Here is a 23,433-nt window from a genome sequence, read left to right on the forward strand (position 1 = left end):
AGAGGGCGCCGGACAGTTCCGGCGCCCTCTTCTTTATCCTCCTGTGGCAAAGCCGCTGTCTTCCGCCGGCTTTCTCGGCCGGAACGCGAAGCCGAGCAGCGCGAACGCGAGAAACGCCGCACCCAGGAACAGGAAGATGCTGTGGACGGACAGGTAACGGATGCCGTAGCCGCCCAGCGTCGGCCCCAAAATGCTTCCGATGCTGAAATGGATCGATGCGATGACGTTCGCCGCCGGCAAAATCGCCCGGGGCAAAATATCCGCCGCGTAAGCGAGGCCAAGGGAGTAGAACGAGCCGACCACGCCGCCGGCGATCGCGAACAGAACGAATAGCAGCACGATGCTGTCTCCTGCCGCGGGCACCAGCAGAAACGCCGCCGAGCCGACGGCACCGCAAGCGATCAGCACCGGCTTTCGGCCGATCCGGTCGCTCCATATGCCGAGCGGCAATTGCAGAATGAGGCTGCCGACGCCGAATGCGAGCAGCAGCAGCGAGATCCAGTGCTGGTCCAGGCCGATGCGCAGCCCGTACAGCGGAAAGCTGCTGTTCATGGACGCTTCCATGAGGCCGTACAGAATGCCCGGAATAAGCACGAACCAGGCGGCGCGGTATGTTCGAAAGAAGCGGTTCCCGGCGGCTTCCCCGTCCGCGGCCCGCTGGGGCGTCTCGTTGCCCAGCCTCAGCACGAGCAGCAGCACCAGGACGAAGAATAAGCCGGACACGACGAACGGCACCGCTTGTCCGAACGGCAGCAGATTGATGCCGAGCGGCCCCACGCTGAAGCCGATGCCGTAGGCCATGCCGTACAAGGATATATATTTGCCCCTGCGGTCCGCGGGGCTTGCGCTGACGATCCAAAGCTGCGTCGCGTAATGCAGCGAGCTGTCGCCCACGCCGACCAGCAGCCTCAGCACGAACCAGACGGCGAGCGACTGGGTGAGAGGGAAGAGCACGCTGGCGCAGGTGACGAGCGCGATGCCGGCCACGATCACTTTTTTGTAACCGAACCGGACGACGGGCTTCTCCACGAAAAACATGGTGCAAAAAATGCCGATATACATGGCCGCGGAATTCATGCCGTTGCGATCCGCCGAGATGCCGGCGTCCTCCAGCATGATCGACAGCAGCGGAAGAAGCAGCCCTTGGCTCATGCCCGCCACCACGACGACCAGGAGTAATGTCATTAACCGGTAACGGGAAAATACGATCGATTCTGTAGCGGAAATACTTGACGACAAACTTGCTGCACTCTCCTTGCGATGACTTTAATCTCTGATAATCCCCTCCCACATTGTAAGCCGCCATGGCAAACCTGACAACCTCCTAACCTTGGAATGCCCGACGGCAATCGAGGAAGTCGGCTTGACCGCCACCCGGAACACGATGTCCTGCCCCGTGCTGATTCCGCCGAGGATGCCGCCGGCATGATTGCTTAAGAAGCCTTCCTTGCCCATCTCGTCGTTGTGCTCGCTGCCGAGCATCGACGCCGCGGCGAAGCCGTCCCCGAACTCGATGCCCTTCACCGCGCCGATCGACAGCATCGCCTTCGCCAGCTCCGCGTCGAGCTTATCGAACGCCGGCTCGCCGAGACCGGCCATCCGTTCCCTGCCTCCTTCTATTCATAATCGACTTGCAAGCCTAACGCGGACATCCGCTCGAAAAAGTCGGGGCATGTCTTCGACACGCAGCCAGGATCCGCGATGCGGACGCCATCGACTCGCGCGCCGATGAGGGAGAGCGCCATGGCCATCCGGTGGTCGTCATGGGAATCGAGCGGTACCGAAGGCAACGGCCGGCCCGGATAGACGGTCAAGCCGTCTTCATGCTCGTCGGCTCGAATGCCGAACTTGCGAAGCTCCGAGCAGACGGCCGCGATCCGGTCGCATTCATGATGCCTGATGTGCGCGGCATCCTTCATCGTGACCGGACCGTCGGCGAAGACGGCCATCGCCGCCATCGTGAGCGTCTGATCCGACCAGCTCCCCATGCTGACCTCAAATCCGCCTTTAAGGCGCTTCGGCCCGAATACTTCGACATGGCCGGCGCCTCGGTCAACGGTGCATCCCATGCGCTCCAGGACGTTCAGCAGCTCGATATCCGGCTGGCGCGTGCTTGCCGCGTCGATGCCTTCGATCCGGACGCGGCCGCCGGTAAGGGCCGCCAGCGCCCAAAAGTAGCAGCAAGTCGAAACGTCGGACTCGAGCCTGATCGAGCGCGCTTCGTATTTCGCGGGACGGACCGTTATCGACCGGCCGTCTTCGGCGGGCTGCGGCTTGACGCCGAATTCCTCCATCAGGCCGAGCGTCATGACCACGTAATCCCTCTGCACGACATCGCCGTCGATCCGAATTTCGAGCGCCTCCTTCGCGTACGGAGCCGCCAGCAGCAAGCCGCTTATAAACTGGCTGGACTCCGCCCCCGGCAGCACGACTGCTCCTCCTTGGAGCCCTCCCGCCTCCAGCGTAAACGGCAAGCTGCCCTCATCTTGCGCGTACGCGATGCCCGCGCCAAGCTTCGTCAGCGCATCCAGCAGCGGGGCAATCGGCCTCTCGCTCATCCGCTTGCTGCCCGCCATCGTCCAGACGCCGCTGCCGGCCGCCGCCAGGGCGCCCGGCAAGAAACGCGCCGCCGTGCCGGCGGCTCCAACGTACAGCCGGCCCGTCCGGTTCGGCCACCGTCCGCCGCAGCCGGCTACGCGCGCCGAATCGCCGACGACGTCGACCCGGACGCCAAGACTCGTCAAGCAGTCGATGCACCAATACGAATCGTCGCTCCTTAGCAGGCCGTCGATTCGCGACTCCCCTTCGGCAAGCGCGGCGATGATGAGGGCGCGGTTCGTCAAGCTTTTGCTGCCCGCCAGCCTAACCGTGCCATGCACGGCCGTCTTCGAAGGACTGACCGTAACCGCGGCTTTATCGTTATGCGTTGACCAGGGCGATCGGGCTTCGCGACGTAACGAATCCGAATGCTCTTCCTCTCTCATTTCAATCACCTCTCCTAATCATTTGATCGATCGATTTAACCTGATTATAATGAGGAGGTTGAAATAAATGAAATCGTAATAATCGAATCTTGCCATAAAGGGGTTCTATATCAACAATGTTTAATTTGGAGTGGTACCGGATCTTCCTGCATACGGCGCAAAGCGGAAACTTCACGAAAGCGGCGCAGCGGCTGCATGTTACGCAGCCTTCCGTCAGCTACGCGATCAAACAAATGGAGGAGACGCTGGGGCTGAAGCTGTTTCACCGGTTATCGAAAGGCGTGGAGCTTACGGAGGAAGGAAAGGCGCTGCTTGCGTACGTGGAGCAGTCGTTCTCGCTGCTCGGCGCCGCGCAGAAGCATGTGCAAGACTTAAAGCGGCTGAAGGAAGGGGAAATCCGGCTCGGGGCCAGCGATTCGCTGATCAAGCATCTGCTGCTTCCGCAGCTGAACCGGTACCACGCGGCCTATCCGGGCATCCGCATCCGGCTGACGCACGGCAGGACGCCGGATATCGCGCAGCGGCTCAAAGAGGGCTTGATCGACTTCGCGATCGTGCATATGCCGCTTCAAGATCCCGAGCTGGACGTCCGGGAGCTTGCGGTACTGGAGGACTGCTTCGTGGTCGGAGAGGCCTATCGCGAGCTGGCGGAGCATCCGATCCCGGTCGGCAGGCTCGCGCAGCTCCCTCTGCTTCTCCTGTCGCCGGGAAGCAGCACCCGCCTCTTCGTCGAGCGATGGTTTGCCGCAAGAGGCTTCGAGGCGAAGCCGGACATCGAGCTGGGGAGCGTCGATCTGCTGACGGAGTTCGCCCGCCTTGGCTTCGGGGCCGCTTGCATAACCCGGTCGTTCGTCGCGGAGGAGCTTCGGCAAGGAAAGCTCTTCGAGCTTCGGCTGGACGAACCGCTCCCTCCCCGGAGCATCGGCTTCGCCGTCCGCCAAGGCATGCCGCCGTCGATCGCGGCCGAACGGTTCGCCGCGATGCTGATCGCCGGAGAGGCGTAGGACGCCAAGGCAGTTCGGCGGCCTGAATACGTCACTGCATAAATAAAAAAATCCCTTGGAAAACTTTAGGTATCGTTTTCGAAGGGAGATGCCGTGCCAATGATAAAAAAAGCGATGGCTATTTTGTTCGTTATGGCTCTATTGGTTTCCTTTCAACCCGCCGGCATCGCCATGATGAAGGACAAGCCGCGGCAAGATTCGCGGGAGCTCATGTTCCAAGACATGCTGATGCTGTTTTTGCTGCCGCATATCGATAACGAGGTTGCCGATATTTACAAGGATCTGCTGACGCATGCCCCCGTCGTCTATCCTTACTTTGCCGACGTCGTTCATGTCGAGCGGGTAAACGGGTTCCGCGGATTTCATTTTCTCGTTACGCTCGAGATCGTTCCTACGGTCGGGCCGCATATCCCCGTCGGCAAGGATCGTATGACGTTCGATATTTCGCCCGTTAATCCAGGGAACGTAAAGCTGGTTTTCCGGCAACATTTGAAAGACCCGCGGGAAAGCGATTTTCCGCCGAATTATGCGGACCTGTTGAAGAAGTCCGTGAAATAGGACTTGCGCTCCCGCCCTTCTCGCGCATCCCGCACGCCATCACGTCCGGCCCGCCGTCTTCGCGCCCAAGCTTTGCAGCCAATCGGCCAGCTCCTCCGAGCCGCTGCGGCGGGCCGCGTCCAGCGGGGTCAGCTTCTCCCACGGCGGAATCCAGTTCAGGTCCGCGCCCCGCTCAAGCAAATACGACGCGCACGGCAGCCGTCCCCCGTGGCAGGCCCCCCAGAACGCCAGCGTCACTTCAGCCTCGGATGGCTGATTGCCGCCTGCGAAAAATGACTCAATGCGATCCAGCAGCCCGAGCGTTGCCGCATCGTTCAGCGTCGTCCGCGCCCCGCGCTCGACGAGCCGGAACGCGGCTTCGAGCTGCCGGAACGCTCTCGCGTCCGCAAGCGGCGTCCCACCGCCGATCACGCCGCCGTCCGCCTCGATGTCGGCGCCCGCGTCGATGAGCGCGTCAAGCGCAGCGACGTCGTTGCTGCTCGCCGCCCAGTGCAGCGGCGTCTCGGTGTGCGCGCCGCCGGCGAATCTGGCGTTCACGTCGGCGCCGGCTTCCGCAAGCGCGGCTATCGTCGCGGCTACGTTCGGATAATGGCCCGGCCAGTCCGTCGCGACGTGAAGGAGCGAGCGCAGCCCGCAGCCGGAGGCGGCGTCAAGGTCCCCGATCCGCGCGGACGCAAGATCGGGATTGTTCCGCAGCAGGCGGGTCAGCTCCGCAAGCTCGCCGGAACGGATCGCCTCCGTGACCGCAGCCGCGAGCGGCTCGTCCGGATGAATGATTTTACCATTTAACAATGCCATTCGCCTCCTGACCGATTGTCGGATTAAATCGCGATCTCCATCTTAACGGACGGATGGTAACGGTAATCGGTAAGCTTGAAATCGTCTATCGTGAAGTCGTCGATGCTCCTAATTTCCGGATTGATCCATAGCTCCGGCGCCGGGAAGCCCTCCCTCGCGATCTGCTCCCGAAGCGGTTCCTCGTGCCGCTCGTAAATATGGGCGTCGTTGACGTTGAAGGTCAGCGTGCCCAACCCGTAGCCCGTAACCTGCGCGATCATGCGCTGCAGCACGTAATATTGAAAAACGTTAAACGGGTTGCCCAGCCCGATGTCGTTGGATCTGGCGCTCACGATCAAATGCAGCTTGCCTTGCTTGACCAGCCATTGATTATTCCACACGCACGGGTATAACGCCATCTGGTCGAGCTCGTCGACGTCCCACAGCGAGATCACATGCCTTCTCGACGCCGGATTGTTTTTCAGCTGATCGATCAGGTTATGGACTTGATTCGTCAGTTTACCGCCGATCATAATCGGTTTGCCGAGCTGGTAGCCGTAAGCCTTTCCGATATGGTTGCCGCTGCTCGTCCATTCCTTCCAGATCGTCACGTTATGCCGGTCCAGGTAAGCGCAGTCGCTCGTCCGCTGCACGTAAAACCATAACAGCTCGTGAATGGCCGACTTCCACGGCACTCTCTTCGTCGTTAAGATCGGAACCTCGGCATTGTCGTAGGTCATCTGCTTGCAGATGACGCTCTTCGTATAAGCCGGCGTACCGTCGGCCCATACCGTTCTCACCGCCTGGTCTTTGTCCCATTCGCCGTTCGTCAATATATCCTGAACCAAATTTTTGTAGATAATATCCGCTGCCGACAAATTGTTCTCCCCCCTGCTTCGTCTCGTTCCTTATCCTTACTATATTCCGGTACGCAAGTCAAGCTCCTCCGAGCGGCCAGGCTTGTCTCCGGGCGGTTGGAAGCCCGTCCGCTTTCGGGCTAGTATGGGGACGACAAAAAAAGCCATAACCGTCGCCGTCCGCGTCGGACAGGCAACAAGCTATGGCTGCAATTCAGGAGGCACAACCGATGACTGCCAATGACACTTTTTCGTCGTTTGAAAACTTTGCGGCGCTCGATATCCGCATCGGCACGATCGTGCGCGCGGAGAGCTTCCCTGAAGGCGACGCCGGCGTTCCGAACGGGACGCCCGTAGCTTGAGCGTCGAGCCCGGGCGAATCTAGCTGATCGATTCCTCGCGGCTCGTTCTTTCTTTATTCTTCGCGCGCCGTCTCTTCAGCAGCAGGTAAGCCGCCAAGAGCGGTACGGCCCCGAGAAAAATATACAAGGATACGTCCTTCACCATGCCCTCCGCCGCCCTCCCGTACAGGTAGAACAACAGGCCGACGGCGTAGAATTTGACCGCTCTTCCCAGCGCGGCATAAGCCATAAGCCGCCACAGCGGGAAATTCATGCAGCCGGACAAAATCGTGAACACCTTGAACGGAATCGGCGTGAACGAGCCGATCAGGATGGCCGTTTCCCCGTTTTTTTGGAACAGCAAGGTGGCGGAATCGATCCACGATTTTTTGAGCAGCTTGTAGAGGACGGCATGCCCGAGACCCTTGCCGATGAAATAGCCGAACGGCGTGCCGAGCAGACAGGCCGCGTATCCGACGGTAGCCAGCCACAAAGCGTTCGCTGGATCAAGCAGGCTCAGGGATACTTGCAGGAAGAAGGCGGGAACCGGAAAAATAACCGCGTCCGCAAACGAGTGGATAAACATTCCCCAGGCGCCGAAATCCGATAAAAAATCGATGATCTTTTGAAACATGCGCTATACTCCCATCCGGAAAATCTCACGCTTAGGCCAACTTTCCATTTATTCTATTCCTATGCTAGCCCTCCGGCCCGCTGCCCGCAATGAGTCAGGGTCCAGTTTTCCTCCCGCCCCAAGGCTAGGATCATTCCCGCCGCCGGACCGTTACTTTCCTTCCTCCCGCTTGCGTATGCTTAAAGCTGCAACAATCGACGCAAATTGGAACAAAAGGAGGGGCATACGGTGCATCGGTACCGGAAACTGGTTATATTAACGGCAAGCTACGGAGACGGCCACCTGCAAGTCTCGCGTACGCTGAAGGATATGTTCGCAAGGCTGGGCTATCCTTCCGTCAAAATCATCGATTTGTTTCAAGAGGCGCATCCCTTCCTGAACGCGGTTGCCCGGTTCGCCTATCTCCGCAGTCCCGCCTTCTCGGCGCTCGGCTTCGATTATTACGGCTGGAGCTATTATTTCACCCGGAATTTAAACCAGGCCGGAGCGCTCGCCAAAGGGATCAACCGGCTGGGCGTGAGGCGGCTGATCGACGTGGTCCGGGAAGAAGATCCCGCCGCCCTCGTGCTTACGTTCCCGTTCGGAGGCATCGCGGAGAAGCTTCGCGAGCAGATGATCGCCATTCCGATCTTTACGGTCATTACCGATTTCGGCCTGCATAACCGCTGGCTGCATACGGACCCCGAACGGTTCTACGTGGCGACCGACGAATTGAAGCAGCGCTTGATCGAGCGGGGCGTCCGTCCGGAGCGAATTGCGATCAGCGGGATTCCGGTCCGGGAAGACTTCGCGGAGGCGGCGCCTGCCTGCCGGACGGCCCCGCGCTCAATTCTCGTGCTGGCGGGGGCGCACGGGCTGCTGCCGGAGATGGGTCCGATGATCATGAAGCTGCTGCAAATCCCGGAGGCGCGGGTGACCATCGTATGCGGCAAAAACGACAAGCTGAAGCGCGTGCTCGAGGAAGCGTTCGGCCGCGAGCGGCGGGTCCGTCTGCTCGGCTACGTGCACGAGCTTCACCGGCTCATGAGGAAGGCGGCCTGCGTCGTCACCAAGGCGGGCGGCATTAGGTTGTCCGAAGCGATATGTCTCGGCGCGCCGATCTTGATCTATAGGCCCTTCCCCGGTCAGGAGCGGGAAAATGCGCTCTATCTGGAGGAGAAAGGGGCGGCTTTCGTCTCGCACCGGATCGAGGAGCTCAAGGAGCAGGCGGAGCGGCTGCTTGACGATCCTTCGGCCAGGAAGCAGACGCTTGAGAGCCTCCGATCGCTTGATTACGGCCAAGCCGCCCATACGATTGCCGCCGACATCCTTCGGACGATACGCGCCCGTGCGCCGATCGGAGGGCAGATCGCCTATGAAGCTTAATCCGTGGAAAGATTCGCCTCGAGCGTCCCGTACCTTCCTGCTTCTGGCCTCCGTTTTGTTCTTGACCGAGACGGCCAGAAGCGCGTTTCTGCTCTCCTTCCTGCCCGCCTACGCGGAAGCGTTCGATATTTCGGTCGCGACGGTCGGCGCCGCCGTATCGGTGCACTACGCAGCCGATACGCTGGTCAAGGTCGCGGCCGGCTACGTGCTCGACCGCTTTCCCGCCCGGCTCGTCCTGCGCGGGTTTCTGCTGGCCGGCACGCTCGGCTTATGTCTTGCCTATTTCGGCAAGGAACCGTGGCTGTTCATCGTCGGCGCGGCGCTGCTAGGCATCGGGGCTTCGCCGGTCTGGCTGCTCGTCCTGAGCAGGGTGAAAGAGACCTCGCGTGCCGCCCAGATGGGCTCGATCTATACGATATGGCTTGCTGCGCTTGGCATCGGTCCCGTAGCCGTCAACTTCGTCATCGACCGCGGGCTGCCGTTGTCGTTTGGCTTGATCGCCGGATTTTGGCTGGCCGGCTCGCTCGTTGCGGCAGGAACGGGCATCGAGTACAAGCCCGGCGGCCACGGGCTGCTCCTCCCGCCGAACGAGCAATTGAGGCGCATGCGGAAGCAGCTTGCCGGCATGAAGCCGCTCATGCCGGGCATGGTTCTGCAGACGGCCGCGGCCGGCCTGCTCATCCCCGTGCTCCCGACCTTCGCCTCCAATTATTTGAACCTGAGCTATTCCGAGTATTCGATCGTGCTCGTCGCGGGAGGGCTCTTTACGGCGCTGCTCCTCGTTCCGATGGGCAAATGGTCGGATAAGTGGGGGTATCGGCGATTCCTGATCGCGGGCTTCGTCTTCTTGTCGCTGGCGCTGTACGCCTTGCCGTACGCCCGCGATATGTACACGGCGCTTCCGCTCGGCGCGCTGCTCGGCGCGGCGTATTCCGCCGTGCTGCCCGCCTGGAACGCCTTGATGTCGCATTTCGTCCAGTCCGGGCAGAAGGCGACGGACTGGGGCGTCCTGTCCGGCGTCGAAGGACTCGGCGTCATGATCGGACCGATCGCGGGCGGATGGCTGGCAAGCCGGTTCAGCGAGCCGGCTGCGATCGCCGCCAGCGCGACGCTGCTGCTGGCCATTGCCGTCTTTTATGCTTTCAACCCGGTGCATACTCGCGCCTCCCGCGTAACGAACAAAAGCCGCGAACGTCAATGAGACGCTTCGCGGCTGCTTCGGCCCTGCATTCAGTTCGCCGTCAGATCAATGCCGTAATCCTTCGCGAATACGAGATGGGTATCCACTTTCACGTCTTTACCTTCGGCCTTCAGGTTGTATACGCGGGCGCCGCGCAGCCTGTTGCGCTCCGCCCCTTCCAGGCCGTATGCGCCGAAGCCGGTGCTGCCGCAGTAACCGAGCATGACGCCGTAATAATTGCCGCAGTACGTATTGACGTGATCGTGTCCGCAAAATACGCCCTTGACGTCGCCGCGGTCAAGGATGGCGGAGAACATGCCGCTGTTGAACGGCCCCGGACACTCCTCCTCGTTGCGCTCGCCCACGATGCCGTGCTTCGCGACCGCGCGGGCATGATCGGCCTCCGTCCTGCCGTCCACGCTCGCGAACCACATGAACCGGAACTCCCACAGCGGAATGTGAATGAACATAAGCGACGGAATTTTTCTCCCGTACCGCTTCTCGAGCGCCTCGGACGTCTCCGAGTACCAATTCACCTGGTTTTGCCTCAGCCAATCCCAGGTCGGATACCCGTCGAAGTTCTGCCCGGCGATTTCTTTCGGCGCGTACCGCCCGGCGTCGAGCAGCCACAGGTTGAACATCGGGTTCTTGCTGTCATGCCCGCCGATCAGGAGATTCATGTTGCCCGTACCGGTAATGCCCTTCGCGCCGCCATCGTTCCGGTTGTACTTGTAGGAACGGTAAATTTGCAGCATCTTCTCCTCGTCGTATCCGCTGTTCGGCGTGGAATCCTCGTCATGGTTGCCGAAGGTGATCGCCCACGGAATGCCGCGGTCCTCCATCGGCATCGCGATGTTGTTGATCGCCTTCTTCACTTCCGCGGGCGAATCGGTACCGCCCGTAATGTTGTCGCCGTTGAGCACGACGAAGTCCGGCTTCTGGTCGTCCAGCGTCTTCTCCATAAGCTCCACCGTGCGCGGATCGATATCCTCGTCGTCCTGGGTGTCGTTGAACTGTACGATTTTGAACGTGCCGTCCTTGCGGAAATTCAGCTTCGCGTCGCCCGTCGGCCTATCCTTCAGTTTATCCTTCTCCGTCGCGGAAGCGGTCCCGGTCAACCAATCGGCTCCGAGCCCCGAAGCGCCGGCCGCCAGCGCCAGCGCGCTCATACCGCCGATTTTCAAAAACTGCTTCCGGTCCATGCCCTTCTGATCCATTCCGTCGCTCAAGCGAATACCTCCCAAAAAATGAAGTTTCGAATTTCAAAACCAATCCTTCAAAATCGTGAACAGTTCCACTTTAGCCGCTGAAATCGTTTGTTTTGTATGCTGCATGATAAGTCTGTGTAAATCGGCGAAAATGAGATTTCGGTCGTGGGCCGGGAGGCGCAGCCCGGCGTTCCGCCTCCGGCTAAGTCCCGGCGCCGCACCGTCGTTCGTCCGACGAAGCGCCGGGACGAATGAAATACGCGAAGAAGCGCGCCCTGTCGGTTATGACGGACGCGCTTCGTGCGGCTTACTTAGGTGCCGGAACCCCCATGGCGGCATATTCTTCCTTGGACGGACCGTACACGCCGGCTACGGGAAGTCCCGCCTGGCGCATAAGAACCGTAATCTGTCCGCGGTGATGAATTTCGTGGCCGATGAACGCTCCGAGCGTATAGCCGATCTTCCACTGCTGACCGAACATGTCGACGGATTCCTGCAGCTTCTCGTCCGTGAATTGGGCTTGCACCGCATCAAGGATGGATGCCGCCGTACGGCGATAGGTCTCGGCGATCGTCTTGGCGGAAGCGGGCGACTCGCCGTCGTCCGGAACGGAGTCGAACCGGAGCCCGGTTGCAAGCAGCAGTCCGCTGGACGTCACCAAATGCCAGGCAAGGAAGCCGAGCGTGCGGAAGCCGGGGGCGATTTCTTGGCCCAGCCTCTGGTCGGTCAGCGCGTCCAGCAGCTTCTGCGTGCCGGCCGATTCGTTCCGGTAGTCGTCGATAAAGTTTTGAACGCTTGTGTACATCATTTTGGATTTCCCCTTTCCTATGTACTTACAACTCTATTATAACCGCCCTTCCTGACATCGTCATGTCAGTGAAAGAGGCAAAAATCGAAATCCGCCGCCCGGCCCAGAATGAGAGAGCAACATTGTGAATGCCGCCCTATGCTAAAACTTTACTTGTACCGGAATTACACTTACCGTTAAGAGGAGATGGAACTATGAAAAGATTGCAAGGAAAGGTCGCGTTGGTGACGGGGGGAAGCCGGGGAATCGGACGCGCGGTCGCGCGGCGGCTCGCAAGCGACGGCGCGCTCGTAGCCGTTCATTACGCCGCGAGGCAGGGCGCCGCGGAGGAGGTCGTCCGCGACATTCAGTACGACGGCGGAGCCGCGTTCGCGATCGGCGCCGATTTCAAGCCGCCCGGCGGAACGCGCGAGCTGTATGCGGCGCTGGATGCCGCCCTTCTGGATCGTACGGGAGACGTTCGGTTCGACATCCTGGTCAACAATGCCGGTATCGGCCAAGCCTCGACGATCGGGGATTTGACGGAGCAGGCGTTCGACGAGGTCGTGGACGTTAACCTGAAAGCTCCGCTGTTCGTCATCCAGCAGGCGCTGCCCCGTCTGAGAGACGGCGGCCGCATCATCAACTTGTCTTCGCTGGTCACGCAGGCCGCTTATCCGAACCTGCTCGGCTACAGCATCGCCAAGGGCGCCGTCAATACGTTGACCCTGGCGCTCGCCAAGCAGCTTGGCGAGCGGAATATTACCGTCAACGCGATCATGCCCGGCATCGTCGATACGGAGATGAACGCGCCGATGAAGCAGGATCCCGCCGCCGAGCGATTCGCCGCCGGCCTGTCGGTATTCGGCCGTTGGGGGCAGCCGGAAGACATCGCGGATACGGCCGCGTTCCTCGCCTCGCCGGACAGCTGCTGGATCACCGGCCAGCTGATTAACGCGAGCGGCGGATCGCATTTATGAGCGCGCCCCCTTAAAGGACAAAGCAGTCCATCGCATCGCAAGCATGCGTTGGACTGCTTTGTCGTTTGCCGCTTACACGCGCTCCTTCACCCAAACGGCCATTTCGCCTTTGCCGCGGTTGGCCCAGGCGTAATACGGAATAAAGGTCGCAACGGCCGGCTTCAAGCTTGCGCCCGAATCCGTTCGGTACAGCTGCGAGCCCCATTGCGGCAGCTCCAGCCTTAGCGCCTCGGCCGTTATGAGCTTAAGCCCGCCGGCAAGCTCGGCGTCGAAGCCGACTTCCAGCTTCGCGTCCAGCGGCAGCATAAGCTGCTGCAGCTGCGGCCCGTTATCCGCTTCTTCGACGCAGTACACGAGCGGCCCGCGCTGCAGCGCGACCTTGCTCGCATTTCCCTTCACGAGCGGATGGCTTCTGACCCGCATGACCGGCATCTCCAGCGCGAGCTCCGCGACGTCGCCGTCCGCCCACTCGCGGTCGATCACGGCGTAGCCGTCCCGTACGCGGCCGTCGATCGGGTACGCGGCTCCGTTCACGAGCACCTCCGCTCCCGCGGCCCAATCCGGAACGCGAAGCGCGAGCGCGAACGACGAAGGCTGCGCAAGCGACACCTCGAAGCGGGCCTTGCCTTCCCATGGAACGCCCGCTTCCTGCTTGAGCCGAAGCTTGGCGCCGCCGACGGCAAGCTCGGCCTCCCCGCCGATGTATAGATGGGCGTAGACCGTATCGCCTTTGACCGAATAGACGTATTCGCCGAGCGAGGCCAGCAGCCGCGCGATGTTCGGCGGGCAGCACGCGCAGCCGAACCACTCCTGGCGGACGGGCTTTACGTGGTTGAAGTTTTTGTTGCGTCCCTCGCATACGCCTGGCGTAACCTCGAGCGGATTGACATAGAAGAAATGTCTGCCGTCGCGGGACATGCCCCCGAGCACGGTATTGTACAGCGCGCGCTCCATCACGTCGGCGTAGCGGCTGTTCGGCTCCAATTGCAGCATGCGGTGGGCGAAGAAAATAAGGCCGATCGCCGCGCACGTCTCCGAATAGATCGTATCGTTCGGCAAATCGTAATCGAACGAGAACGCTTCGCCTTGCGCCATCGACCCGATGCCGCCCGTTACGTACATTTGCTTGTTCGCAATGTTGTCCCACAGCCTGCGGCACGCCTCAAGCAGCGTCTCGTCTCCCGTCTCCCGCGCGACGTCGGCCATGCCCGCCAGCATGTAGACGACGCGAACCGCGTGTCCTGCCGCCGCTTCCTGCTCGCGGACCGGCTGATGCGCCTGGAAATAGGCATGGTCGATATGGATTTTGTTCTTCCTCCAATGCGTCGTCCATCCCCGGCGCTCGGCTTCCTCTACGAAGAAGCTCGGCTGCTGGCCGCGCTTATCGATGAAGTAGCGGCTCAGCTCCAGGTAACGACGCTCCCCCGTCGCTTCGTACAGCTTGACGAGCGCCAGCTCGATTTCCTGATGGCCGTCGTAGCCGGCGATTTGCCCCGGTCCGTCGCCGAATACTTCGGCGATGTTGTCCGCGGCGCGGGAGACGATGTCCAGCAGCTTCCGCTTGCCGGTCGCTTTGTAATAGGCGACGCCCGCTTCGATCATATGGCCGGCCGTGTACAATTCATGGCATTCCGTCAAATTTGTCCACTTGCCCTCCGGCTCCTTGATCGTAAAGTACGTATTCAAATAACCGTTTGGCTGCTGGGCTTTCCCGATGATGTCGATCATCTCGTCGGCCACCTGCTCGAGGGCGGCGTCCCGCTTGCTAACGAGCAGGTAGGCGACCGCTTCGAGCCACTTCGCCACGTCGGTATCCTGGAAGACGAAACCGTAAAATTCGCCCTCCGCCAGACCCGCCGCGATTTTGAAATTGCTGACCGCTCCGCTTCGCTCGGCGCCCTCCACCCGGTCGTTGATCGCTTCCCACTGATACGGAACGACGACGTCCCTCACCAGATCAATATAATAATTCCAGAAATCGTCTTGAATCCGAACGTCCTTCATTGAAACCGGCCGCGCCTTGTCCGTACTTGCGGTTTGTCCCATTCCCGATCGCTCCTTCATTTCGTACTTATAAATTTGTTACTGCCGATTTCTATTGTATGCGCTACAATAATACAAAACCATTAAGGATAAGAACCTGTTTCTTATAAAATTTCACACAAACAACCTGAAGGGGAGAACGACATGGAGGAGAAGGAGCATATTTACTTTGCCGCGCCGCCGCTGCCGTATTACCTGGAAAGCGGGGAGACGTTCCACGCGCCGGGGGACCAGCATCCGAGCCGGAAGCAGCTCGGCATATTCGATTTGATTCTGATGGAATCGGGGGAACTGTTCATCGGCGAGGAGGAGCGGCAGTGGACGCTGACCGCTGGTCAGACGCTGCTGCTGCTGCCCGACCGCTACCATTATTCCGTCAGGCCGTCCGAGCAGCCGGCGCATTTTTACTGGGTGCACTTCCAGTCGGTCGGGGAGTGGCAGCAGACCGGCCAGGAGCAAGCGAGCCTGGACTACGAAGCGCATCAAAAACGGTTTCTGACCTCGCCCTATTCGCTTCACCTGCCCAAAAAATGGACGCTCCCCTACCCCGAGCAGGCGTTCCGGCTCATGCGGACGCTCAACAAGGCGGGAGGGGAGCGCCAATCGAGCGCCTTCTGGACGCAGCAGCAGACGTTCGAGGAGCTGCTCCGCCTCATGGATTTGCGGCAAACGGACGATGGGATAAGTCCCGTCGTCACCCTAGCGGAGAAGGCGGAGGCGTACATCAAAAACAATTACCGCGCCGGCGTCACGAGCAAGACGCTCGCGGAGGCGCTTAACTTTCACTACAACTACATCACCCGCTGCATGAAGCAGGTGTACGGCATGACGCCGGCCGAATATTTGACCAAATGCCGGCTGGAGCAGGCGAAGCTGCTGCTGCTGAAGACGGAGTGGCCGGTCGCCGAGATCGCGATGCAGGTCGGTTTCGAGAACGTCCCCTATTTCTCGAATTGCTTCGCCCGCCAGATCGGCTTGCCGCCGTCCAAATTCCGGAAGCGGTATTCGACCTGATATCATACCGGCTTCTCGTTGCCGGCGAATGGGTTAATCGGGAAAAATACGCGAAGCCCGCGATTGCCTATCCGACGTTCAAGCACTATAATGGACGAAAAAACGTAAAGGAGAACGTTATGTGCCGAAACATTAAGACGTTATACAACTTCGACCCGCCGGCCACGGAGGATGAAGTTCAGGCGGCCGCGCTGCAATTCGTCAGGAAGCTCTCGGGCTTCAATTCGCCTTCGAAGGCGAACGAGGCGGCGTTCCGTCTTGCCGTCGAGGAAGTTGCCGCGGCAGCCCGGACGCTGCTCGATTCCTTGGTGACGAACGCCGACCCCCGCAGCCGCGAAGTCGAGCTCGAACGAGCCCGCGCCCGAAACGCCAAGCGGTTCGGCACGGGGAATGGTTGAAGGTTCGAAGCGGGAACAGGCCAGCCGGAGTCTTCCGGCTGGCCTTCCTGCGCAAGGCAAGGGCTATCCGGACGGACGGCCCTTGTCCTATTCATGATGGACATGCGCGGTTGATTGCATCCTACGCTGCACTTCGTGCAACAGAATGGCACGTAACCGCAGCGGCTCGCATCTGCGCTGTAATGGCACAAACTGCAACGCAGCTCAGTCTCTGTGCCGGGTGACGGTAGCGGCGGGTTTGTGATGCCACGAGCCGGCTTCCTACCTCAGCGCCTCGAGCGCGAGCAGGCGGTCGGCGCCTACGGTTACGCTGCCGATCGGAAAGCCGTCGTAGCCGTTCCCGCCGTGAAAATCCGAGCCGCCGGTTACCGCCAGCTTATAGCGCTCCGCATAGGCCATCGCCCGCTCCTCACGAAATGAAGTTAATGTTAATTGGTTGAAAATGAGCGGCAGCAGATCAGCCCTTCGCGCCCAGACGAATAGCCATAAATTGGGCAGCTAATTTCAAAAAATGAAACTAAATTGAACGTAGCCTCGTTCTTTCGGGATTTAGTTTCAATCATTGATACTAAACGGAACTGTTCGAGTATTTCCCATCGAAATTAGCTGTATTGGTTTCAAAATTTGAAACTAACTGCCAATTCAACCTCCTTCTGTCGCTTCTAGTTTCAATATTTGAGATTAAACCCCGCGCAACGGCGGAAAATGAACTCTTGAGGCGATGCGATTGCGTAGACAGATCAGGTATCAGGTCTAATCATTAGAGCTGAGTTGCAAATTTGAGTTCGTTTAGGAGAATCAGGTCTAGAAATTAGACCTGATGGCTTTGGATTCGGCGGAATTGGCTCATGTGTCGGCTCGGCGACAGATCAGATCCAGCACCGAAGCCAGGAAGGGGGGTTTCAGGTTTGGCGGACGTTCGAACCGAGGAGTTATTGGGGCAGATGAAGAGCAATCCGGGATTGCGGCGTTTTCTGCTTTGCGGCCTGCCGAGGGCGAGCTTGGGCCGGTTGGATTTCGATTGCCCGACCAAAAGCGCAACCGGCGGTGCAAGGATCGTCCCTTACACCGCCGGTTGTCGTCAAGCAAGCTGGCGAGCAGCCCTACTTGCTAAGTCCTATCACTTATTCCGCAGCGCGAACACCTTCTCCGTCTGCTCGACCTGCCAGTCGATGATCTCGTCGTAGCCGAGGCCTTTCGCTTTCTCGATCATTTCGTTCTTCAGCTTGTCGTACTCGGCGTCGTTTTTGGCGAACACCATTTTCCACGACTGCTCCTTGATGATCGCGCCGACCTGGCTCAGCTTCTGCGACAGCATGGAATCCATGACCGCCGGCGCCTCGGTCGTCGAGATCGGGGTATTGAGGGCGATTTGGCCGTTTTTCACCAGCAGATCCTTCGGCGTTAATGCGCCTGTCGCCTCGCGCCACGATTTATCGACCGGGTTCGGATTGTCCTGCAGCACCGACGTCCACATGTTCCAGTCGTACGGCTCGTTCGTGTTCGGATTAATCGACGACGGCTTCAGCGTCGAGTTGTTGAATTTCGGTCCGCCGTCCTTGTAAGTGCCGCCGCCGAATTCCTCGGGCACCTGCACCGAATTGTCCTTCAGCGCCTGCTTGCCGAAATCGGTCAGCACCGCTTTGCCGTCCTTCATTTCCCACGTCAGCCCTTCCGGACCGTTGGCCGTCGCCATCATGCCTTCCGGCGTGTACAGCCAGTTGATATATTCCAGAATCCGCTCCGGATTCTTCGCCTTGGCTCCGATCGCCCAGATGCGGTTGCTGCCGTAAGGAGAGAAGCCGTAGGAGTAAATTTTCTGCTCCTCGAAGCCGACCATCTGGAAGCCTTTGCCCGCGTCGGTATGTTCCGGAATATTATAGGAGCTGTCCAGCCACGGGAACCAGGAGAACAGCACCTGGCCGTCCTTGAACTTGTTCACGACGTCGTCGAACTTCTGGGTAAGGGAATCCGGATCCATGAGTCCCATCTGATTGGCGTCGTAATAGAGCTTCAGCGTACGCAAATAATAGCTGTTCTCGTCCAGGATGCCTTGGTACTTGTCTTCGTGCGCCGCGATCTCGAGCAGGCTGCCCTGGTTGAAGCCGTCGCCGATGTCGTAGCCGTGCATGGTGGCGAACTGCTTCGCGAGCGTCATGTAATTGCCGTCCCAGTCCGCCCACATCGAGAAGCCGTACGTCGGCCTGCCGCTGTCGCTCTTCGGCTCGAGCTCCTGCATTTGCTTCAGCAGCGGAAGGATGTCCTCCATCTTCGTCAGCTTCGGGCTGCCGAGCTTCTGGTACAGGTCCCATCGCATGTCGAGCTGGTAGGTCATCGTGTTGCCCTCGGAAGGGCCGGGCGGCATGTTCGAAGCGTCATGGCCGATGCCGTATACCGCCGCGCCTTCGCCGAAGTTCTTTTTGTTCTTCTCGATCGCCTCGGGAACGTTAGCGAGGATGTCCTTGCCGTACTTCTCCAGCAGGCCGTCCTTCGTCCAGTCGAGCAGCAGCCCTGCCTTGATGGCATCCCTGTACTCCTGGCCGTCGTTGCCGAAAATAACGAGGTCGCCGAGGTCGCCGGATGCCATCAGGGTCGCGAATTTGGCTGCGCCGCCCGCCAAGTTCGGCGCCGTAATGTTCGCCTCGAGACCGAATTTATCCTTGATGATTTTGCCGTACCAGCCGCCCTGCTCGCCGGCGAAATTCGCGAGCTGCGACAGCACCTCGATTTTGTACGGCTCTCTCTGCCCGCTATCCGCAGGCGCATTCGCATTCGTGCTTCCCGCATTGCCTTCCGCATTTCCCTTGTTGCCCGCATTTCCTCCGTTGTTGCCGCCCGAGCATGCCGTAACGCCCAGGAGCAGAATGGACGCCGCCGCAACGATTATCGCTTTTTTACGAATCATGGCCATCTGTTTACGACCTCCCAATGAAATATAAATTAATTCAATATTCCGAATATTGCGAATACTATAGGCAAGCATCACCTCCTTCAAGCTTCCGCCGCCGCCCGGTTACCCTTTCACGGCACCGATCAGAATGCCCTTCACGAAAAAGCGCTGAAAGTAAGGGTAGACGAGCAGAATCGGGAAGACGACGATCATGGACACCGTCGTCCGGATCGAGGTCGGCGTCTGCAGGTTGGCCAGATCGAGTCCCTGCCCTCCGGAGGAATTGCGCACGATGGCCGCCAGCGAGGAAGCCTCGTTCATATATTTGTAGAGCACGAACTGCAGCGTATACAGATTCTGATCCGTCATGAGGAACAGCGTATCGGTAAACGAGTTCCACTGTCCGACCGCGGAGAAGATTGCGATCGTGGCCAATATCGGCGTGATCAGCGGAAAGACGATCCGGGTGAATATCGTCCAGTAGCCTGCCCCGTCGATCTGCGCGGATTCTTGCAGCGCCGCCGGCAGCGACTCCACGAACGTCTTGACCAGAATGACGAAGAACGGCGATACGATAGCCGGCAGAATATACGCCAGGAAGTTGTTGGTCAGGTTTAGATTGAGCATCGTGACGTACCACGGAATAATGCCGGCGTTAAAGTACATCGTGACGATGATGAACCGGTACCAAAATTTCCGCCCCCACATCTCCTGCTTGGTGAACAGGAAGCCGAGGAACGCCGCTCCTCCGACCGTAAGCGCGGTGCCGATGACGGTTCGGCCCAGCGACACGAGCCCGGCGTGGCCGAAGCCCGGAATATGCAGCACTTGCGCGTAATTGCTGAAGTGGATCTCTCTCGGAAAGAACGTTATGAGTCCCCGGCTGCTGAGATCGTTATTGCTGATCGTATTAATGAACAAATAGTAGAACGGGAAGATGCAGAGCAAAGCGATGACCGCGAACACGAAATAGTTGACGGTATGGAACGCTCTGTCGCCTGCGCTCAGTCTTTTGTGCATTCGGTTCTCCTCCTTGCCGCCCGATTAGATGATGCTCTCGCCGCGTACGATTTTCGACAGGCTGTTGGCGAAGAACAGCAGCCCGACGCTGATGAACGATTTCAGCATGCTGACCGCGGTAGCGAACGAAAAATTGCTGCCGAGCAGCCCGACGTTGTAGACGTACAGATCGAGCACCTCGATCTGATCCTTGTTGATCGCGTTCTGGAAGACGAAGTACTGCTCCAGGCCGTTATTGATGAAATTGGCGATCGTCAGCAGCAGCAGGACGAAATAGGTCGGCATGATGCCCGGAACGGTAATGTGCCAGATGGAGCGGAACCTCGACGCGCCGTCCACTTTGGCCGCTTCGTACAGCTCCTGGTCGATCCCCGCGATGGCGGCCATGTATAGGATGGCGCCCCAGCCGAGCCCTTTCCATAAATCCCACAGCGCCATCTTCAGCCACGTATGGCTGTCGGAGGCGAGAAAATTAATGCCCGCGTCGATGAAGCCGAGCTTAATCAAAATTTGGTTCACGAGCCCGTTATCGACCGCGAACAGCATGAAGGCGAACGAATAGACGAGCACCCAGCTGATGAAATTCGGCAGTGTCGTCACGATCTGGACGGTCTTCTTAAAGCGCGCCGACCTCATTTCGCTCAGGAAGATGGCGAAGACGACGGGCAGAACCGACGCCGCGATGCCGAGCGAGCTCATCGCGACCGTGTTCCGCATGACGCGCAGCACTTCCCCCGTCTGCGTCGGGTTGCTGAAGATGGATTTAAACCATTGCAAGCCGACGAAGTCGGACACGGCAAGCGGAATGCCCGGCCGGAAGTTGTAGAACGCATAGATCCAGCCGTACAGAGGCAAATACGAGAACACGAAGACGAGCGCGAGAAAGGGCAGCGCCATCAGAAACAGCGCGTATTTTCCTTTAATATGGAACGGCTGCCGCTTGCCGGCATCCGTCTTGACGCCTGCTTGCGCCTGGATGGAATTGTGCAACTTGACCCCTCCCCCTATTCATATAATAAAATTTCGACGCCGAACGGCTGAAGCCGAATCCTCTCGCCGGCGTTTCCCCCGTACAGGACGCTCTCGCGGGCGCGGTCGAGCACGACCGTCTGCGCGGAGGTTGTGAAGTTGGTCAGGAACAGATACGCGCCTTCGCCGCCGCGGCGGACGGAAGCCTGCACGCCTTCGGGCAGCCCCGGAATATGCGGGATGTCGAGCGTCCGAAGCAGGCCGCCGAACAGATCGGACAGAAAGTCCGGCCCGAAATTCGCGCCGATATAGTACGCGTTGCCGCTCCCGAGCTTGTTGACGGTGATGGCGGCCTTGCCTGCGTAATACTCCGAGCGGTACCAGCCGATCGGCTCCGCTCCGCGCGGTTCGAGGATATCCGCCCACTGCGTTGCTTGATAGGTGTTGCCGTTGTTCATCTGTACGGCTACCGCATCCGAGGACAGCGCGTCCCATTCTTCCACGACGACGCCCGCGCATTCGGCAAGCGGTCCCGGCACCTCCATGACGGCTGGGTGAGCGCCGTACCTGGCCGCAAGCTCGGTGACGATCCGCTCCGTTCGCCTCCTGAAGGAGGGGCTATTGACGCACCGGTGGCCGCGAATCCCTTCGTAGCGCCGCTGCATGCCGCTCTCGATCAGGTAGGCGTCCGGATAGTTCTCCATCAGCCAATTCGGGGGCGCGGAGGTCGGCGTACCGAGAATGACCCGAATGCCGTGCCGGTGCATGACGGCAATGGCGTCGTCGAGCCAGCCCCATTCGAACCGGTCCTCCTCCGGCTCCACTCGAATTCGCCGATCCTGACCATCGCGACGCCGGCTTCCTTCATCCGCGCCGCGTCGATCTCCCACATCTGTTCCGTCTCCCATTCGGGATAATAATCCATGCCGATTCTCATGAGCTTCCTCCTTGTGCGCGGCCGCCGCCCCGCAAGAATCCGGGCGCTTGCTTCTCCCTCATCAGCCGGACGAACTTCTCGTCCCAATTCTCCCACACTTCCTCCGCCGTGAGCCCGCCGGCGAACATATCCTGCAGGTTGTCCCAAATGGCGCCGATATCGACCTGCAAATAAGTATCGCCGGTCATGACCGTCTTCCCCGGCTTGATATAGACATCGACGATTTCCTGCTTGTACCGGGGAAGCCGCGGCGTGGACACGTCGCTCAGATTCGAAATGTATTGGCCGTAATCGACGATTTGCTGCGCCTGCTCCTTCGAGGCGAGGAACTCGAGGAACCGCTTCGCTTCGGCGATATGCTTCGCCTTCTTCGGTATGAACAATTGACCGCCGAGCGGACTGATGGCGAGGTCCGCGTCCCGCGCGTACGGAACGGGGAACAAGCCCAGCTCCATGGACGGATCCTTCTTGACGACGTCGGCGATGAACCAGTCCCCCATCGTCATCATGGCCGCTTTCTTCCCGATAAAAATATCGATCGCCATATCGTAGCTGTCGGCAAGCACGTTGCGGTTCGTGTAGCCTGACTTGTAAAGCTCGTACTGCTGCCGGGTAATGTCGATTAGAGCCGGAATGTCCGCAAACTTTCGCTTCCCCCCGTTCAGATCGTCCCATAACGACGGGTCGTTCTTCTTCGCGTAATCCGCGATCGATGCCGATATCCACATATGGGCCGACCAATCGTCGTTGAACGGCATGAAGAACGGCGTAATGCCGGCGGCCTTGATCTTCTCGCATACGTCCAGAAGCTGTTCGAAGTCGCGAGGCACCGCCAGGCCGAGCTCCCGGAAAATTTCCTTATTGTAGACGATTCCCTGCTGGCCGGCGTCCTGGTTGAGGTGAAAGCCGTAAATGCGCCCGTTGTAGGAAAGTGCCGCTTTGTTGAGCAGCCGCCGGGCCCACGCCTCGTCGTCCAGCGCGACGAAATTTTTGTCCAGGTTCAGCTCCTTGGCGGCCGTATACAAGTTGTACAGGATCAAATCGGGCGTCTCTCCGACGGCCAGCTTGGTCTGAAGAACGGTCGACACCTGTTCCGTGGGCAAAATTTGAAGCTTGACGCGGATGCCGGTCTCCTTCTCGAATGCTTCGAGCACCGGTTTGGAGACGAAGATGGCGTTTTGCGAGCTTTTCGTAATGGCCAGCTCGATCGTTCCCGTCTCGTCGGCCTCCAGCGCCGCCGCCTCGCGAGAAAGCGCATTCAAATTAGCCGTTAAGCCGCCGCATGCGGCCGTTGCAAGCATCGTCCCGGCGAGCAGCAGGCCCGCCGCAATTGTTCTCCATCGGTTTCGGTTTCTCATACCCCATCCCCCCGCAGCTTCTATTCGAATTATAGGCCGGACTCCCGCAGGAGTACATGTTCGTCATTTCCTTTTCATGTGTAATATTATGAACCGGTTGCAGTTGCCGAACCATCCCCTGCAATGCTA

General features: G+C 59.5%; 22 protein-coding genes and 2 pseudogenes. 8 read left to right on the top strand and 16 right to left on the bottom strand.

Annotation, left to right across the window (positions count from 1 at the left end):
• Positions 1-33 precede the first annotated feature (33 nt).
• The 3 genes and pseudogenes from IDH41_RS03470 to aroA all read right to left on the bottom strand — a co-directional run bounded on the left by IDH41_RS03470 (position 34) and on the right by aroA (position 2,984).
• On the bottom strand, positions 34-1,239 hold the full coding sequence (locus IDH41_RS03470; RefSeq protein ID WP_223829409.1) for an MFS transporter: 1,206 nt from the start codon (positions 1,237-1,239) through the stop codon (positions 34-36).
• A gap of 102 nt (positions 1,240-1,341) precedes the next feature.
• Positions 1,342-1,593: pseudogene (locus tag IDH41_RS03475) on the bottom strand (chorismate synthase); the annotation flags it as partial.
• Between the two features lie 23 nt (positions 1,594-1,616).
• Positions 1,617-2,984, bottom strand: a complete 1,368-nt coding sequence (aroA, locus tag IDH41_RS03480) for a 3-phosphoshikimate 1-carboxyvinyltransferase (protein ID WP_190858329.1) — start codon at positions 2,982-2,984, stop codon at positions 1,617-1,619.
• A 116-nt stretch (positions 2,985-3,100) separates the two neighbouring features.
• On the opposite strand from aroA, the gene IDH41_RS03485 reads away from it, so the two are divergent.
• Positions 3,101-3,988 (top strand): LysR family transcriptional regulator, encoded by an 888-nt coding sequence (locus tag IDH41_RS03485; RefSeq protein WP_190858331.1) that lies wholly within the window; start codon positions 3,101-3,103, stop codon positions 3,986-3,988.
• A gap of 99 nt (positions 3,989-4,087) precedes the next feature.
• Positions 4,088-4,546 carry a DUF3888 domain-containing protein gene (locus tag IDH41_RS03490; RefSeq protein ID WP_190858334.1) on the top strand — a complete coding sequence of 153 codons (459 nt, stop codon included), beginning with the start codon at positions 4,088-4,090 and terminating at the stop codon, positions 4,544-4,546.
• 39 nt (positions 4,547-4,585) lie between these two features.
• Here the strand turns inward: IDH41_RS03490 and IDH41_RS03495 are convergent, their stop codons facing one another.
• The gene (locus IDH41_RS03495; RefSeq protein ID WP_223829411.1) at positions 4,586-5,338 is read right to left on the bottom strand and encodes an ankyrin repeat domain-containing protein; all 753 of its coding nucleotides are present in this window, start codon (positions 5,336-5,338) and stop codon (positions 4,586-4,588) included.
• Positions 5,339-5,367: 29 nt separating this feature from the next.
• The gene (gene thyA / locus IDH41_RS03500) at positions 5,368-6,201 is read right to left on the bottom strand and encodes a thymidylate synthase (RefSeq protein ID WP_190858337.1); all 834 of its coding nucleotides are present in this window, start codon (positions 6,199-6,201) and stop codon (positions 5,368-5,370) included.
• A gap of 209 nt (positions 6,202-6,410) precedes the next feature.
• Here thyA and IDH41_RS31725 point away from each other — a divergent pair, with 209 nt between their 5' ends.
• Positions 6,411-6,542, top strand: a complete 132-nt coding sequence (locus IDH41_RS31725) for a hypothetical protein (protein ID WP_263364553.1) — start codon at positions 6,411-6,413, stop codon at positions 6,540-6,542.
• A gap of 19 nt (positions 6,543-6,561) precedes the next feature.
• On the opposite strand, the gene IDH41_RS03505 is transcribed toward IDH41_RS31725, so the two are convergent.
• Positions 6,562-7,155, bottom strand: coding sequence for a YqaA family protein (locus IDH41_RS03505; protein WP_190858339.1), 594 nt, complete (start codon positions 7,153-7,155; stop codon positions 6,562-6,564).
• 228 nt (positions 7,156-7,383) lie between these two features.
• On the opposite strand from IDH41_RS03505, the gene IDH41_RS03510 reads away from it, so the two are divergent.
• Positions 7,384-8,520, top strand: a complete 1,137-nt coding sequence (locus tag IDH41_RS03510) for an MGDG synthase family glycosyltransferase (protein WP_190858341.1) — start codon at positions 7,384-7,386, stop codon at positions 8,518-8,520.
• Positions 8,510-9,721: an MFS transporter gene (locus tag IDH41_RS03515; RefSeq protein ID WP_190858343.1), complete on the top strand. Its 1,212-nt coding sequence runs from the start codon at positions 8,510-8,512 to the stop codon at positions 9,719-9,721. The genes IDH41_RS03510 and IDH41_RS03515 overlap by 11 nt, the downstream gene beginning before the upstream one ends.
• Positions 9,722-9,750: 29 nt before the next feature.
• Here the strand turns inward: IDH41_RS03515 and IDH41_RS03520 are convergent, their stop codons facing one another.
• A complete protein-coding gene (locus tag IDH41_RS03520) occupies positions 9,751-10,929 on the bottom strand; it encodes a metallophosphoesterase family protein (RefSeq protein WP_223829413.1) in 1,179 nt (392 codons plus the stop codon).
• 286 nt (positions 10,930-11,215) lie between these two features.
• Positions 11,216-11,713, bottom strand: coding sequence for a DinB family protein (locus tag IDH41_RS03525; RefSeq protein WP_190858484.1), 498 nt, complete (start codon positions 11,711-11,713; stop codon positions 11,216-11,218).
• A 197-nt stretch (positions 11,714-11,910) separates the two neighbouring features.
• On the opposite strand from IDH41_RS03525, the gene IDH41_RS03530 reads away from it, so the two are divergent.
• A complete protein-coding gene (locus IDH41_RS03530) occupies positions 11,911-12,675 on the top strand; it encodes an SDR family oxidoreductase (RefSeq protein ID WP_190858345.1) in 765 nt (254 codons plus the stop codon).
• Between the two features lie 72 nt (positions 12,676-12,747).
• Here the strand turns inward: IDH41_RS03530 and IDH41_RS03535 are convergent, their stop codons facing one another.
• On the bottom strand, positions 12,748-14,721 hold the full coding sequence (locus IDH41_RS03535; RefSeq protein WP_190858347.1) for a glycoside hydrolase family 127 protein: 1,974 nt from the start codon (positions 14,719-14,721) through the stop codon (positions 12,748-12,750).
• A 141-nt stretch (positions 14,722-14,862) separates the two neighbouring features.
• Here IDH41_RS03535 and IDH41_RS03540 point away from each other — a divergent pair, with 141 nt between their 5' ends.
• Positions 14,863-15,732 (top strand): helix-turn-helix transcriptional regulator, encoded by an 870-nt coding sequence (locus tag IDH41_RS03540; RefSeq protein WP_190858349.1) that lies wholly within the window; start codon positions 14,863-14,865, stop codon positions 15,730-15,732.
• Between the two features lie 119 nt (positions 15,733-15,851).
• Positions 15,852-16,130 (top strand): DUF2277 domain-containing protein, encoded by a 279-nt coding sequence (locus IDH41_RS03545; RefSeq protein ID WP_190858351.1) that lies wholly within the window; start codon positions 15,852-15,854, stop codon positions 16,128-16,130.
• Positions 16,131-16,391: 261 nt separating this feature from the next.
• Here IDH41_RS03545 and IDH41_RS03550 read toward each other — a convergent pair whose 3' ends face one another.
• The 7 genes and pseudogenes from IDH41_RS03550 to IDH41_RS03575 form a co-directional block, all read right to left on the bottom strand.
• The gene (locus IDH41_RS03550; RefSeq protein WP_190858353.1) at positions 16,392-16,529 is read right to left on the bottom strand and encodes a hypothetical protein; all 138 of its coding nucleotides are present in this window, start codon (positions 16,527-16,529) and stop codon (positions 16,392-16,394) included.
• Between the two features lie 721 nt (positions 16,530-17,250).
• Complete coding sequence (locus tag IDH41_RS03555; protein WP_223829414.1) at positions 17,251-19,041, bottom strand: type 2 periplasmic-binding domain-containing protein; 1,791 nt, start codon at positions 19,039-19,041, stop codon at positions 17,251-17,253.
• A 102-nt stretch (positions 19,042-19,143) separates the two neighbouring features.
• Entirely contained in the window at positions 19,144-20,040 is an 897-nt protein-coding gene (locus IDH41_RS03560) for a carbohydrate ABC transporter permease (protein WP_190858355.1), read from the bottom strand.
• 24 nt (positions 20,041-20,064) lie between these two features.
• Positions 20,065-21,030: an ABC transporter permease gene (locus tag IDH41_RS03565; protein ID WP_223829415.1), complete on the bottom strand. Its 966-nt coding sequence runs from the start codon at positions 21,028-21,030 to the stop codon at positions 20,065-20,067.
• A gap of 14 nt (positions 21,031-21,044) precedes the next feature.
• Positions 21,045-21,554: a beta-galactosidase trimerization domain-containing protein gene (locus IDH41_RS32095; RefSeq protein ID WP_223829425.1), complete on the bottom strand. Its 510-nt coding sequence runs from the start codon at positions 21,552-21,554 to the stop codon at positions 21,045-21,047.
• 57 nt (positions 21,555-21,611) lie between these two features.
• Positions 21,612-21,946: pseudogene (locus IDH41_RS32100) on the bottom strand (beta-galactosidase); the annotation flags it as partial.
• Positions 21,943-23,304: an ABC transporter substrate-binding protein gene (locus IDH41_RS03575; protein WP_190858359.1), complete on the bottom strand. Its 1,362-nt coding sequence runs from the start codon at positions 23,302-23,304 to the stop codon at positions 21,943-21,945. The pseudogene IDH41_RS32100 and the gene IDH41_RS03575, both read right to left, overlap by 4 nt.
• Between the last annotated feature and the right edge of the window lie 129 nt (positions 23,305-23,433).

Origin of the sequence: Paenibacillus arenilitoris (assembly GCF_014705655.1) — a bacterium.
In the GTDB taxonomy this organism is placed as follows: domain Bacteria; phylum Bacillota; class Bacilli; order Paenibacillales; family Paenibacillaceae; genus Pristimantibacillus; species Pristimantibacillus arenilitoris.